At 71.9% G+C, this 13,175-nt stretch carries 16 protein-coding genes; 11 read left to right on the top strand and 5 right to left on the bottom strand.

Annotation, left to right across the window (positions count from 1 at the left end):
- The first annotated feature begins 63 nt into the window (after positions 1–63).
- Positions 64–255, top strand: a complete 192-nt coding sequence (locus tag DMB42_RS08160) for a hypothetical protein (RefSeq protein ID WP_125632178.1) — start codon at positions 64–66, stop codon at positions 253–255.
- A 20-nt stretch (positions 256–275) separates the two neighbouring features.
- Here DMB42_RS08160 and DMB42_RS08165 read toward each other — a convergent pair whose 3' ends face one another.
- Together DMB42_RS08165 and DMB42_RS08170 are read right to left on the bottom strand one after the other, a co-directional pair.
- The gene (locus DMB42_RS08165; RefSeq protein WP_125632180.1) at positions 276–587 is read right to left on the bottom strand and encodes a DUF3817 domain-containing protein; all 312 of its coding nucleotides are present in this window, start codon (positions 585–587) and stop codon (positions 276–278) included.
- Positions 588–589: 2 nt separating this feature from the next.
- On the bottom strand, positions 590–1,372 hold the full coding sequence (locus tag DMB42_RS08170; RefSeq protein WP_185844519.1) for an SURF1 family protein: 783 nt from the start codon (positions 1,370–1,372) through the stop codon (positions 590–592).
- 105 nt (positions 1,373–1,477) lie between these two features.
- On the opposite strand from DMB42_RS08170, the gene DMB42_RS08175 reads away from it, so the two are divergent.
- The 3 genes from DMB42_RS08175 (at position 1,478) to DMB42_RS08185 (ending at position 4,130) form a co-directional block, all read left to right on the top strand.
- The gene (locus DMB42_RS08175; RefSeq protein WP_125632182.1) at positions 1,478–1,657 is read left to right on the top strand and encodes a hypothetical protein; all 180 of its coding nucleotides are present in this window, start codon (positions 1,478–1,480) and stop codon (positions 1,655–1,657) included.
- Positions 1,658–1,810: 153 nt separating this feature from the next.
- Positions 1,811–2,683, top strand: a complete 873-nt coding sequence (locus DMB42_RS08180) for a metal-dependent hydrolase (RefSeq protein ID WP_125632184.1) — start codon at positions 1,811–1,813, stop codon at positions 2,681–2,683.
- Complete coding sequence (locus DMB42_RS08185) at positions 2,676–4,130, top strand: NAD(P)/FAD-dependent oxidoreductase (RefSeq protein ID WP_125632186.1); 1,455 nt, start codon at positions 2,676–2,678, stop codon at positions 4,128–4,130. Before DMB42_RS08180 ends, DMB42_RS08185 begins: the two co-directional genes overlap by 8 nt.
- A 9-nt stretch (positions 4,131–4,139) precedes the next feature.
- On the opposite strand, the gene DMB42_RS08190 is transcribed toward DMB42_RS08185, so the two are convergent.
- Together DMB42_RS08190 and DMB42_RS08195 are read right to left on the bottom strand one after the other, a co-directional pair.
- Positions 4,140–4,853: a glycoside hydrolase family 25 protein gene (locus DMB42_RS08190; protein WP_125632188.1), complete on the bottom strand. Its 714-nt coding sequence runs from the start codon at positions 4,851–4,853 to the stop codon at positions 4,140–4,142.
- A 244-nt stretch (positions 4,854–5,097) separates the two neighbouring features.
- A complete protein-coding gene (locus tag DMB42_RS08195) occupies positions 5,098–6,822 on the bottom strand; it encodes a gamma-glutamyltransferase family protein (protein WP_185844520.1) in 1,725 nt (574 codons plus the stop codon).
- Positions 6,823–6,917: 95 nt separating this feature from the next.
- On the opposite strand from DMB42_RS08195, the gene DMB42_RS08200 reads away from it, so the two are divergent.
- Positions 6,918–8,027 (top strand): sensor histidine kinase, encoded by a 1,110-nt coding sequence (locus tag DMB42_RS08200; RefSeq protein ID WP_125632190.1) that lies wholly within the window; start codon positions 6,918–6,920, stop codon positions 8,025–8,027.
- Positions 8,024–8,671, top strand: coding sequence for a response regulator transcription factor (locus DMB42_RS08205; RefSeq protein ID WP_125632192.1), 648 nt, complete (start codon positions 8,024–8,026; stop codon positions 8,669–8,671). Before DMB42_RS08200 ends, DMB42_RS08205 begins: the two co-directional genes overlap by 4 nt.
- Here DMB42_RS08205 and DMB42_RS08210 read toward each other — a convergent pair.
- Positions 8,652–10,157 carry an FAD-dependent oxidoreductase gene (locus tag DMB42_RS08210; protein WP_125632194.1) on the bottom strand — a complete coding sequence of 502 codons (1,506 nt, stop codon included), beginning with the start codon at positions 10,155–10,157 and terminating at the stop codon, positions 8,652–8,654. The genes DMB42_RS08205 and DMB42_RS08210 overlap by 20 nt on opposite strands.
- Before the next feature lie 57 nt (positions 10,158–10,214).
- Between DMB42_RS08210 and DMB42_RS08215 the strand changes: the two genes are divergently transcribed.
- From DMB42_RS08215 to DMB42_RS08235, 5 genes are all read left to right on the top strand, one after another.
- Positions 10,215–10,412 (top strand): helix-turn-helix domain-containing protein, encoded by a 198-nt coding sequence (locus DMB42_RS08215; RefSeq protein WP_221762062.1) that lies wholly within the window; start codon positions 10,215–10,217, stop codon positions 10,410–10,412.
- The gene (locus tag DMB42_RS08220) at positions 10,409–10,882 is read left to right on the top strand and encodes a Clp protease N-terminal domain-containing protein (RefSeq protein WP_229824380.1); all 474 of its coding nucleotides are present in this window, start codon (positions 10,409–10,411) and stop codon (positions 10,880–10,882) included. The genes DMB42_RS08215 and DMB42_RS08220 overlap by 4 nt, the downstream gene beginning before the upstream one ends.
- 59 nt (positions 10,883–10,941) lie before the next feature.
- The gene (locus DMB42_RS08225; RefSeq protein WP_125632200.1) at positions 10,942–11,706 is read left to right on the top strand and encodes a class I SAM-dependent methyltransferase; all 765 of its coding nucleotides are present in this window, start codon (positions 10,942–10,944) and stop codon (positions 11,704–11,706) included.
- Positions 11,707–11,893: 187 nt separating this feature from the next.
- Positions 11,894–12,130: an SHOCT domain-containing protein gene (locus DMB42_RS08230; protein WP_125632202.1), complete on the top strand. Its 237-nt coding sequence runs from the start codon at positions 11,894–11,896 to the stop codon at positions 12,128–12,130.
- A gap of 156 nt (positions 12,131–12,286) precedes the next feature.
- On the top strand, positions 12,287–13,165 hold the full coding sequence (locus tag DMB42_RS08235) for a sulfite exporter TauE/SafE family protein (RefSeq protein WP_221762050.1): 879 nt from the start codon (positions 12,287–12,289) through the stop codon (positions 13,163–13,165).
- Positions 13,166–13,175 lie beyond the last annotated feature (10 nt).

Genomic DNA, 13,175 nt, shown 5'->3' on the forward strand with positions numbered 1-13,175 from the left:
GGACAGGCGACGCAGAATGTGGAAGAGGCGGGGCGCGTGCTCCGCGTTCGGAGGAAGCCAGGGATGTCGCCAGTTCAGAAGTACGCCATCGGCGCAGGCGCCGCGGTTCTGCTCTCGCTGATCTTCTTGCCGGGCTGGGTCACCCTGCTGGTGGTCCTCGGCGTGGTCGCGGCCCCGGTGGTCGGCTACCTCATGCTCGACCCGTCGCAGCGTGAGCGGCTCAAGCGGGCCCGCAGGCGCGGCATCGGAAGCTGAGCCGCATCGCGGCGGGGGTCTCAGGCCCCCGCCGCGCTCAGCTCCGAGCGCACCCGGCCGTGCACCTTGCGCTCGACGTAGAACGACAGGAACGGGACCGTGCCGCCGAGCATGACCCCGAGCATGTACGGCCAGCTCCAGCGCGCCTTCATGCCCAGGTTCATGACGGTGATGAGGTAGATCATGTAGAGGCCGCCGTGGATGGGGGCGATGATCTTCGACATCTCCGCGGCGCCGAAGCCGTAGCGCAGGACCATCGCGACGCACAGGATGAGCAGCATGACGCCGACCACGTAGGCGAGCACCCGGAAGGGCTTGAGAGCCGATTCCACCGTTAACCTTCCAGAACCATTTCGGGGGACTTGTCGCGGTCCCGATCAGTCCGTACGGCATCGCGTACGAAGTGGAACCACATGAAGACGGCGAATCCAGCGAAGATCCACCAGTTTGCGGCATAAGCCAGATTACGCCAGGTCAGCGTGCCACCGACCTCGGGCGGCCGGATCTTCACCTGTTGGAGCGAGCCCGACGGCGGCTGCGCCACCATGAAGCCGGTACGCAGCTTCTGGCCGGTCCACAGGTTGATCAGCTCGCCGCTGGACACGGTCTGCACCTGGCCGGCGGGCAGGCCGTCCACGCGCCGCTGGACGCTGTCGGTGCCCTGCTGGCCGCGTAGCCGTCCGGCCACGGTGACCCGGCCCTGCGGCACGGCCGTGACGCCCGGATCGTCCGCCTTCGCCGCCCAGCCGCGTACGACCGGCATCAGCGTGCCGTCGTCGAGCCGCAGCGGGGTGAGCACCCAGTAGCCCTGGTCGCGGGAGACGTTGCCGCCCGGGGCGTCGACGTCGGGCCGCCGGTCGGCGACCAGGAGCTGGCGCGCGGCCTCGTACGTGCCCTCCGCCGAGACCCTGCGGCCGACGGCCTCGCCCGGCATCTGCCCGCCCACCGGGGCGAGCGTGGCGACCCCCACGGGAGCCGGATCGACGGCGGCGTGCGGCTTGCCGGAGTCCTGGAAGACGCCGAGCTGCCAGCGGCCGAGCAGGATGAACGCGACAAGGACCCCGATCGTCAGCAGGTGCAGCCCCACGACGCGGGGCGAGAACAGGGTCCGGAGCATGGCTCAAAGCTATCCGCCGGGTGGAGTGGTCCCCTCATCAGCCCATGCCAATAGTTGGTGGCAAAGGGTGCAATTGGACCATGTCATCACGCTAGGCTGCTGGCCATGTCTGACCAGCATATCGACCCGGCGGGCAACACCCAGCAGTTCCGCGCCTTCGCTCAGCGCCGTGAGCAGGAGGCGGAGGCGGAGGCGACCCCCAAGAAGTCGCCGCTGCTGCCGATCCTCGCGGTGGCCGTGGTGATCGTGATCATCGGCGTGGCCGCCTTCCTGCTGCTCCGCTAACACACAACCGCACACCGACCTCTCACCCGCCCCGACGCCGTGGCGGGTCTTTGTCGTTTCCGCACATCCCCGACATACCGGCCGGTCGGTGTGATGCTCCTCATACGCCACCAGCCCTGGACCGGCGGCGGCAGGCTGACTACATTGGACTTCATGTCCAATAAGTTGCCGGACATCAGGCCGCGCCGGGTGCGTTTCTCCTGGGAGAACACGCCGCTGCACTGGGTGCCCGGCGACCCCACCAGCACGCACGTCATCAACGCGCTGCACCTGCTGCTCCCCGCCGGCGAACGCTGGTTCGTGCACGTGTTCAAGCAGGCGCTCCCCCTCGTCACGGACGAAGGGCTCAAGGAGCGGGTCAAGGGATTCATGGGGCAGGAGGGCACACACGCGGTCGCGCACCAGCGGGTCCTCGACCACATGAAGGAGCAGGGCCTCGACCCGGCGCCGTACGTGGAGAACGTCGAGTGGCTGTTCGAGCGCCTGCTCGGCGACGGAACGGCGCCCCCGGCGGCCAGGACGGGCTGGCTCAGGGAACGGCTGGCGATGGTCGCCGCGATCGAGCACTACACGGCCGTGCTCGGCCAGTGGATCCTCGACGCCCGCCCGCTGGACGAGGCCGGGGCCGACCCGGTGATGATGGACCTGTTGCGCTGGCACGGCGCGGAGGAGGTCGAGCACCGTGACGTGGCGTTCGACCTGTTCACCCACCTCGACGGCGGCTACGCCCGCCGCGTGCGGACGATGGCGCTGGCCGGGCCGCTGCTCGTGTGGCTGCTCCACCGGGGCTCCCGCTTCCTCATGGCCAACGATCCGCTCGTCGCCGGACGCATCACCCCCAAGTGGACGCACTTCCTCCACCGCTCCGCGCAGGGCCGTGTGCCCACGCTGCGCGGCCTGGCCCTGGCCGCGCTGCGCTACCTGCGGCCGGGCTTCCACCCGAGCCAGGAGGGCGACCTGCGCCAGGCGCTGGACTACATCGCCGTCTCGCCCGCCCACGCCGAATACAGGAGGTTCAGTGGCTGAGCCAGGATTGGTGATCATCGGCACCGGCTTCGCCGGGATCGGCATGGCGATCAAGCTCAAGGAGGCCGGCTACCACGACTTCGTGATCCTGGAGAAGGCCGCCGACCTCGGGGGCACGTGGCGGGACAACACCTACCCCGGATGCGCGTGCGACGTGCCGTCGCCCATGTACTCCTACTCGTACGAGCTGAATCCCGGATGGTCGCGGATGTTCGCCCCGCAGGCGGAGATCTGGGACTACATGCGTACCTGCGCGCACAAGTACGGCATTACCCCCCACATCCGCTACAACAAGCACGTCACAGCCCTGGAGTACGACGACGACCGGCGGGACTGGACGGTCACGACGGACGACGGCGCAACCTTGCGGACGAACGCGGTCGTCTCGGGCATCGGCGCCCTCCATATCCCGAAATTTCCAGAAATTTTGGAGAGGGAGTCCTTCGCCGGCCCCTCCTTCCACTCCGCCGAATGGGACCACTCGGTCGACCTGACCGGCAAGCGCGTCGCCGTCATCGGCACCGGCGCCTCCGCCGTCCAGTTCGTCCCCCAGATCGCCCCCCGGGTACGCGAGCTCACCGTCTTCCAGCGCACGCCCCCGTGGATCCACCCCAAGCCCGACGTCGCCTTCTCCCCCGCCGCCCGGCGCGTCCTGCGCCTGCCGGGCCTGGCCAGGACCCTGCGCGACGGCGTCTACTGGGCGCTGGAGACCCGGGCGCTCGGCTTCGCGGTCCACCCGCACCTGATGAAGGCGCACAAGCTCATGGCGGTCAAGCACCTGGAGGCCCAGGTGCCCGACCCCGCCCTGCGCCGCAGACTGACCCCCGGCTACACGATCGGCTGCAAGCGGGTGCTCATCTCCAGCGACTACTATCCGGCCCTGACCAGGCCGAACGTCACCCTGGTCACCGACGCGATCACCGAGATCAGGCCCCGCTCGATCGTGGACGAGACCGGCCGCGAGCACGAGGTGGACGTCATCGTCCACGGCACCGGCTTCAAGGTCGTGGACGCCCTCCAGGACCAGCGCATCACCGGCCGGAACGGCCTGAAGATCCAGGACGCCTGGCAGGGCGGCATCGAGACGTACTACGGCATCACGACCGCCGGCTTCCCGAACCTGTTCTTCCTGCTCGGCCCCAACACCGGCCTCGGGCACAACTCGGTCGTCTTCATGATCGAGTCGCAGGTCCGCTACGTCATCGAGTGCCTGCGCCTGCTGTCCAGGACCGGGGCCAGGGCCCTGGACGTCAGGAAGGGCGCCCAGGACGCCTTCAACCGGCGGCTGCACGCGCGCCTGGACCCGCTCGTCTGGAACGCCGGCGGCTGCCGTTCCTGGTACCTGGACGAACACGGAGTGAACCGGACGATCTGGCCGGGCTTCACCTTCGAGTACTGGGCCCGCACACGCAAGGTGCGGGCCGGGGCGTACGAGCTCATCCACTGAGGGCGCGGGTCACCTGCGGCCGAGCCCCTTGAGCTGGGCGGCGGTGAGGGCGGAGACGTTCTGGTCCACCGGCGCGTCGGCGTACTGGTGGATGGTCCAGCTCTTCCAGTCGGCGGGGGCGGTCACCGAGCCGGGGCCCACGCCGTAGCGGGCCACCCACAGCGGGTACTGCTGGAGGCCGCGGCCGTACTCGTCGGCGAAGTTCCAGCCGCTGTAGAACAGCGGCGTGATGCCGGTCTTGGCCTGGACGTGCGCCAGCCACGTCCTGGCCCAGGCGTTGACCTCGGTCACGGACCGGCCGTCGGTGGTCTCCAGGTCGAGCGCGAGCAGGTCGCCCTTCGCGGCCGGCTGCCGGTTCACCACGGACAGGAAGTGGTCGGCCTCGGCGATCGCGTCGTTGGAGGGGTGCCCGTAGTGGTAGGCGCCCCGCACCTTGCCCTTCGCGCCCAGGTCGGCCCAGTGGCGGGCGAAGGAGGCATCCACGCGGGTGGCGCCCTCGGTGGCCTTGACGATGCCGAACGCGGCGCCGCTCGCGGCCCAGTCGTGGTCCGGCTGGTAGTGGGAGACGTCCTGGCCGTAGGTGAGGCCGTCGGCGTGGACGGTGGCTTGGACGGCGGTGGACGCCTGGGCGGGGGCGGCGGTGGACGCCAGGCCGAGGGCGGGAGCGGCGGCGGTGGCGGCCAGCAGGGCGCCCGCGAGGAGCTTCTTGACGTTCGGCTGCACAGATTCCTCCTGAGGGCGCGCGAAAGCGGCCCGCGGGTGTTGTCCGGGATTTCGCTCGATTCGAAGCGACGGAGGCTGGAAGAGGTGCGGCCGGGATCCACCCGGCGGCACGGCGCACAAAACCGTCGCGATGCCCGTTACAACCCCGTGACCTGCGCAAACATTCCCTCATGCCGGAGTCAAGCCATGACACCGGTCACACCCGCCAGGGGCGGCGGCCCGCCGGCGCCGGCGCCGTACGGGCTCAGCGAGGGTGGACGACCAGGGCGCTGCCGCCGCCCCGGCGTACGGGCTCGGCGACGGCCTGGACGAGGTCACGGCCGCGGAACTCCAGGGCCGTGGCGGCGCCGATCTCGGGGTTCAGCACGAGGCTGTGCCCCTTGGCCTCCAGCTCGGTCCGGTACTTGTCGAGGAACGCCTGCTCGGCCTGCGTCTGGGCGGTGTTGCGCTGCGTGGCCCGGGGGGCGGCGAGCGCGTCGGGCAGGCTCATGCCGAGCTCGTACCGGTTGACCAGGATCTGCAGCACGGTGGTGATGATCGTGGAACCGCCGGGCGAGCCCGCGGCCAGCACCGGCCTGCCGTGGTCGAACACCAGCGTGGGCGCCATCGACGAGCGTGGCCGCTTGCCGGGGCCGGGCAGGTTGGGGTCGCCGGGCGCGGGGCCGAACGTGAAGTCGGTCAGCTCGTTGTTGAGCAGCACGCCGCGGCCCGGGACCACGATGCCGTTGCCGCCGGTCGACTCGATGGTGAGGTTGTAGGCGACCACGTTGCCCCACCGGTCGGCGACGACCAGGTGCGTGGTCTCCGGTCCCTCGTCGGCGATCGGGGTCGCGGTGCCGGTCGGGGTGGCGCAGGGGCCGTACCGGCCGTCGGGGTTCCCGGGGGCGACCGGGCTGGTCAGGGCCCTGTCGCCGATCAGGCAGGCCCGTTCCTTGGCGAACCCGTCGGACAGCAGCTCGCGCAGCGGCACGCCGGGGAGGTCGCCGACGTAGGCGTTGCGGTCGGCGAAGGCCAGCCTGGAGGCCTCCAGGTACTCGTGCACGCCCACCTTGGGCAGGGCTTCGAGGATGTTGAGCGCCTCGCCGACGGTCGAGCCGCCCGACGACGGCGGGGCCATGCCGTACACGTCCATGCCGTTGTAGGAGACCTTGGTGGGTTCGCGCAGGAGGGCGCGGTAGGCCCGCAGGTCGGACAGCTCCATCAGGCCGGGCCTGACGTTGCGGGTGCTGCCGGGGGTGACCGGCGGCTTCTTCACGGTGGCCACGATCTCCTTGCCCAGCCGGCCGCCGTACAGCCAGCCGGGGCCGCGCCGGGCCAGTTCCCGGTACGTGTTCGCCAGCTCGGGGTTCCTGAACACCGAGCCGACGGGCGGCGGCGCGCCGTTCGGGAGGTAGAGGGCGGCCGTCGAGGTGATGTCCTTGAAGCGGGCGACGTTCGCGGCGGTCTGGTCGTAGAAGGTCTGGTCCACGACGAAGCCGCGTGAGGCCACGTCGATGGCGGGCTGGAGGGCCTGGCCGAGCGAGAGGGTGCCGAACCGGCGCAGGGCCAGGTCCCAGTGGGCCAGCGTGCCGGGCACGCCCGCCGACAGGCCGCTGGTGACGCCCTCGTCGAACGGGATGCCCTCGAAGCTGGTGGAGTTCATGGCGCGCGGGGCGGTCTCGCGGCCGTCGATGGTGAAGACCCGGCGCTGCTTGGCGTCGTACAACACCATGAAGCCGCCGCCGGTCAGCCCGGCGGAGTACGGCTCGGTGACCCCGAGCACGGCTCCGGCGGCGACGGCCGCGTCCACGGCGTTGCCGCCCCGTTTCAGCACGGAGATCGCGGCCTTGCTGGCGTCGAGGTCGACGGTGGCGACGGCGCCGCCGTACCCCTCGGCGACGGGGTTCTTCTGCTGGGGGTCGGCCGACGCGGGCGCGGCGGGCAGGAGGGAGATGAGGACTGCTGCTGCGGAATAGATCACACGGCGCATGGTGTCCACCATGACCCAGCTACGCCCGTCGTGGTAGGGCCCCCTCACACAAGGGGGTGATGTCCTGCGCTCCGCCGGTGGCCTAGCGTGGTGGCGTGCGCAGGAAGTCCGGTTTCGACCCCTATCTCGCCCTGATCGTGGCGGTCGCCCAATTGGTGATCGCCCAGGGCGCGACGTGGGGGCAACGTCTGCTGAGAGAGCCGCTCGATCCCTACGCGTACGCGTTGCTGCTGCTCGGGCCGCTCGCCATCCTCTTCCGCCGGCGGTTCCCGCTGCTGACGGTCTCCGTCGCGCTCGCCGCGATGGACCTGTTCCTCATCGGCGGCTACGCCTACGGCCCCGCCTTCCTCAGCCCCGGCGTGCTGCTGTTCCTCCTGGTCACGGGTGGCAGGCGGCTGATGGCCTGGACGATGGCGACCATGACGGTGACCTCTCTCCTCAGCTACGCCTGGTGGGTGGGCAACCGCGACCTGTTCCACAGCCTGTCGATCACGGCGTTCATCATGCTGTTCATGGTCGTGGCCGAGCTGGTCAGGATCGTCAGGGAACGCCGGGCCGAGCGCGAGCGCGTCGCCGAGGAGGAGGCCAGGCGCCAGGCCAGCGAGGAGCGCCTGACCATGGCCCAGGAGCTGCACGACGTGCTGGCGCACAACATCTCGCTCATCCACGTGCAGGCCAGCACCGCGCTGCACCTCATCGACGCCAATCCCGAGCAGGCCCGTTCGGCTCTGGCCACGATCAAGACGGCCTCCAAGGAGGTGCTCGGCGAGATGCGCTCGGTGCTCAACGTGCTGCGCGAGGGCGCGCCGCGCTCCCCGACGGCCGGGCTCGACCGCCTCGACGACCTCGTCGAACGTTCCGGCATGGAGGTCTCGCTCAAGCGGGTCGGCTCGCGGCCGCTGCCGCCGCAGATGGAACGGGCGGCGTACCGGATCGTGCAGGAGTCGCTCACCAACGCTGCCCGCCACGCGCCCGGCTCGCGGGTGTCGGTGCGCCTGGAGTACGGCGCCGAGGAGCTGCTCCTCGTGGTCGCCGACACCGGCGCGACGAGACCCGCCGTGTTGTCGGAGGAGGGCAGCGGCAACGGCATCCCCGGCATGCGCGAGCGTGCCTCCGCCCTGGGCGGCACGCTCGTCGCGGGCCCGTCGGGCGACGGCTTCCAGGTCGAGGCCCGTCTGCCCCTACCCGAGGAGACCTCATCATGATCAAGGTTCTGCTGGCCGACGACCAGGCGCTGGTCCGCGCGGGCTTCAAGGCGCTGCTGGACGCCCAGCCCGACATGACCGTGGTGGCCGAGGCGTCCGACGGCGCGGAGGCGGTGCGCCTGGCCGGCGAGCACGCTCCGGACGTCGTGCTGATGGACATCCGGATGCCGGGCACCGACGGCCTGACCGCCACCCGCCGGATGCCGCCGGGCCCGCACATCATCATCCTGACCACGTTCGAGCTGGACGAGTACGTCTTCGAGGCCCTGCGCGGCGGCGCCTCCGGCTTCCTGGTCAAGGACACCGAGCCGGCCGAGCTCATCCAGGCCGTACGGGTCGTGGCGGCGGGCGAGGCGCTGCTGTCGCCGAGCGTGACCCGGCGGCTGATCGCCGAGTACGCCTCGCGCGCCAAGGAGCCGGTCTCCACGCAGGGCCTCGACCAGCTCACCGACCGCGAACGCGAAGTGCTCTCCCTGGTCGGCACCGGCATGACCAACGACGAGATCGCCGCCAAGCTGTTCATGTCGCCGGCCACCGCCAAGACCCACGTCAGCCGGGCGATGATGAAGCTGCACGCCCGCGACCGCGCCCAGCTCGTGGTCATCGCCTACGAGTCGGGCCTGGTCAGGCCGGGGTGGCTCTGACGGCGAGCGCTTCCGTCCCGAACCACTCCCGCGTGGCCTCGGCCAGGCCGTCGGTCCCGGCCCAGGCCACGTACCCGTCGGGGCGGATCAGCAGCACGTCGGCGGGCGGCTCGGCGCACCGCGCCCGGACCACGTCGATCCAGCCGCCACCGGGCCGGTCCGGGCCGGTCCCGTCGTGCGGGCCGGTCAGGGCCTCGCCGGGCCCGTCGCGCAGGTCGAGCAGCACCGGCCGCCCGGCCCGCATCAGCTCGGCCACCCGCCGTTCCCCTCCGGCGGTGCTCAGCCGCAGGTCGGAGACGAACCGGCCGGTGAGCGGATGCGCCCGCTCCCCCTCGGGCGGGTAGCGGGTGTCGGAGCCGTGCAGGAGCGCGGCGAGGTGGCGCAGCGGCTGCTCGTAGGCGAACAACTCGCCCAGCAGGGCGCGCAGGGCCGCGCCGTCCTCGCCGGGCGCCCGTTCCAGCGCCACCTGGGCGCGCGTCTGCGCGAGCGCCCGCCCGGCCATCGGACGGCGCTCCCCCTCGTACGTGTCCAGCAGCCCGGCCGGCACCCGTCCGCGCAGCACGGCGGCCAGCTTCCAGGCCAGGTTGGCGGCCTCCGTCATGCCGACGTTGAGCGCCGACCCGCCCGCGGGGAACAGGTGGGCCGCGTCCCCGGCCAGGAACACCCGGCCGGCCCGGTAGCGCTCGGCGAGCCTGGCCTGCGCGACCGTGCTCGACAACCAGATCGGCTCCCCCAGCGGCAGGTCGGCGCCGATCACCCGGCGCACGGCCGCCCGGAAGTCCTCCATGGTCACCGGGCCGTCCGGCGGGGCGCCGCGCTCGCGTACGCCCGCGATGAGCACGCCGGACTGGAGCGAGGTGAGCAGCAGGCGGCCGGTGGGGGTGCGGTTCCAGCCCGGTCGCAGGCCTTCGACCGGCAGGTCCTCGAACGGGCCCGGCACGTCCCCGGCGAAGTGGCCGAGCCGCAGCACCTCGTCGTCGGTGGTGCCGGGGAAGCCGATCCCCGCCAGGGCGCGTACGGTGCTGTGCCCGCCGTCGCAGCCCACCACGTACCGGGCTCGGGTCCGGCCGGTGGACAGCTCCAGCGTGACGCCCTCCGCGTCCTGGGCCAGCCCGGTGACCTCGCAGCCCCGCCTGATCTCGGCGCCGAGTTGTTCGGCCCGTTCGGCCAGCAGCCCTTCGAGCCGGGGCTGCTGGATCAGCAGCAGCCGCAGCGGCATGTCGTCGTGCCCGGCGAAGCGCAGCGGCACCCCCCCGAACGGGAAGCCCGGCGGGCGGCCCGCGAAGGCGCTGCCCTCGGAGAGGCGTTCGAGCAGGCCGCGGTGGTCGAGCAGCTCGACGATCTGGCCGCCGAGCCCGTTGGCCTTGGGCAGCTCACTCGGTTCGGGGCGTTTCTCCAGCACGATGGGGCGTAATCCGGCCAGCGCCAGCTCGCCCGCGAGCATGAGCCCCACAGGGCCCGCTCCCACGATCATCACGTCGTCCATGCCCGTCAGGCTAGATTGACAAAATCCATCCTGTCAATCTAGCCTGACAACGTGGACATGGAAGAGCTGTCTCAACGCATCAGGTCGAACGACCCCGCCCTCGGCCTGCGGGCGGTGGGCGCGCTGCACCGGCTGGCCGAGCAGGTGGAGGCGGAGTCGGTGGCGCTGGCCAGGGAGCAGGGCTGGACCTGGGAGCAGATCGGCGACGCGCTCGGAATGTCACGGCAGTCCGTGCACGCCAGATACGGAAAGTGAGGATCGCCATGTTCGGCAAGGAGAAGAGTCCGTTCGCGGCCGTCGTCAGCGCGGCACTCGACGAGGCCAGGCAGCGCGGCGACCGGCGGCTCGGCACCGAGCACCTGCTGCTCGGCCTGCTGCACGCCCCCGGCTCGGAGCCGGCGCGGGCGCTGGGCGTCGACCTGGCCACGGCGCGCGCCGCGCTCGACGAGCTCGACCGGGTGGCGCTGCGCTCGATCGGCCTCGACCTCGGCGAGGCCCCGCGCGCGACGCCCCGGCGGCACCCGCCGATCTCCGGCACCGCCCTGACGTCGAGCGCCCGCACCGTCGTCAACACCGCCATCCGGGCCACCCGGACGAGAACGAGACCGCAAGTGCCCCGGCACCTGCTGCTCGCCCTCCTGGACCAGGACGGCCACGACCCGGTGGCCCACCTGATCGACCACCTCGGCGTGGACCGCGCGGCCGTACGCGCCCGCATCGCCTGACGCGCGACACACGGGAAATCCGGTTGAAGCCGCGGCGGGGGCACTGACAGGGTCGGAGGATGCGGCGTACATACGATGACCTGGTCGAAGAGGCCGACACCGTCTCGGTCGACGGCTGGGACTTCTCCTGGCTGGAGGGCCGGGCCACCGAGGAGCGGCCCTCGTGGGGCTACTCCCGCCTGCTGGCCGGGCGGATGGCGGCGGCCGAGGCGGCGCTCGACGTCCAGACCGGCGGCGGCGAGATCCTGGCCGGGCTGCCCGAGCTCCCGCCCGTCACCGTGGCGACCGAGTCGTGGCCGCCCAACCTCGCACTGGCCGCCGCCCGGCTGCGCCCGCGTGGCGCCCGGGTGGTGGCCGACGACGAGGAGCCGCGCCTGCCGTTCCGCGACGGCGTCTTCGACCTGGTGGTCAGCCGCCATCCGGTGGTGACCTGGTGGGACGAGATCGCCCGCGTGCTGCGTCCCGGCGGCGCGTACTTCTCCCAGCAGGTCGGCCCGCGCAGCGTGTTCGAGCTGACCGAGTTCTTCATGGGCCCGCAGGACGGCTCGGCCCGCGACCCGCGCGACGCCGAGGCGGCGGCCCGGTCCGCCGGTCTTGACGTCGTCGACCTGCGGGCCGAGCGGCTGCGGATGGAGTTCCGCGACATCGGCGCGGTGATCTACTTCCTGCGCAAGGTGATCTGGATCGTGCCGGGCTTCTCGGTGCGGCGCTACGACGACAAGCTGCGCGAACTGCACGAACTCATCGAGGCTGAGGGGCCGTTCGTCGCCTATTCGTCCAGGTTCCTCATCGAGGCCAGGCGTCCGCCGAAGCCGGCGGCGTGATCGCGGGCCCCCAGTACGGAGGCCTCCCCCGTCCTGCGGACGATGAGACGCACCGGCGCGCTACCGCCGCGGGCGTACGCCAGGCCCGCCTGAGCACTCCCCCGGGCGCACGCCGGCCGGATCCCGTCGGCCGATTCGCCCCGAGCCGGGAAGGCGGACCCTGGAGGCAGGACGAAGGAGGAAAGTCATGCACATGGGTTTCTGGCCGGTCATCCCGGTCTTCTGGGGGCTGTTCTGGGTCGCGCTCGTCGCGCTCGCCGTCACGGCCCGGCGCAAGGGGTGGTGGGGGCGCCGGCCGGCGGTCGCGCCGCACAGTCCCACGGCGTCGGCCGAGCGGATCCTCGCCGAGCGGTACGCCCGCGGCGAGATGAGCGACGACGAGCTGTTCGAGAAGATGTCCGTGCTCAAGGGCGCAACCACCTAAACATCACTAACGGTACAACAACTGTCACTGGCCGCATCCAGCCCACCGCGTTACGTTTCCCACAAAAGCTTCCAAGAAAGTGGGGACGGCCATGCGCTCCATCGTCAGCTCCCGCGACCGGCGCGCGGCCGGCCGCCCGGCGCCCGGCCGCTGAGCGTGGAGGCCGTCACCCTGTTCGCCGGGGGCGTGGCAGCCGGGCTGGTCGCGGGCACCGCCTCGTGCACGGCCGCCCAGGGCGGGCTGCTCATGGGCCTGGTCGGGCGGCAGGACGGGCGCGACCCCGTACAGGTGGCGTGGTTCCTGGGCGGCCGGCTGGCGTCGTACACGCTGGCCGGGACGCTGCTCGGGCTGCTCGGCTCGGCCGTCAGCCTGCCGCCGCGGGCGCGGGCCCTGCTCCTGATCGCGGCCGGCTGCGCGGTGATCGGGTTCGCCGTCCGGCTCCTGCGCGGCGGGAGCCACACCTGCGGCGAGCCCGCCCGGCCCGCCGGCTACCGGGCGCCGCTGCTGGGCGCGGCCACGATCCTGGTGCCCTGCGGGGTGACGCTCGGCATGGAGATGCTCGCCGTCTCCAGCGGCTCACCGCTGTCGGGCGCGGCGGCCATGGCGGGGTTCGTGCTCGGTACGGCGCCGGCGTTCGCGCTGCTCGGGTACGTGCTGCGCCGCGTCTCCCGTACCAGGCTGGCCAGGCTCGCCGGGATCCTCGCCATCGCCGCCGGACTCTGGACCGTCGTGGCCGGGCTCAACCTGGGCGGCTGGACGCAGGGAGCCGGCCCGGCCGCGGCGGGGCCCGCCGCCAGGACCGTCACGGTCTTCGCCACCCGCGACGGCTACCGGCCCGCCACCGTGTCCGCCCGCGCGAACGTACCGGTCGAGATCATCTTCAAACGGGTCGATCAGGGCTGCACGAGCACCGTCACCATCGACGGGCGCGACGTGGCCCTGCCCGCCACCGTACGGCTGCCGCCGCACCGCCCCGGTTCGCTGCGCTACGTGTGCGGGATGGGCATGTATTCCGGGTTCATCAGGTTCTCCTAGCGGCGTTGTC

Origin of the sequence: Nonomuraea sp. WAC 01424 (assembly GCF_003947315.1) — a bacterium.
In the GTDB taxonomy this organism is placed as follows: Bacteria; Actinomycetota; Actinomycetes; order Streptosporangiales; family Streptosporangiaceae; genus Nonomuraea; species Nonomuraea spiralis.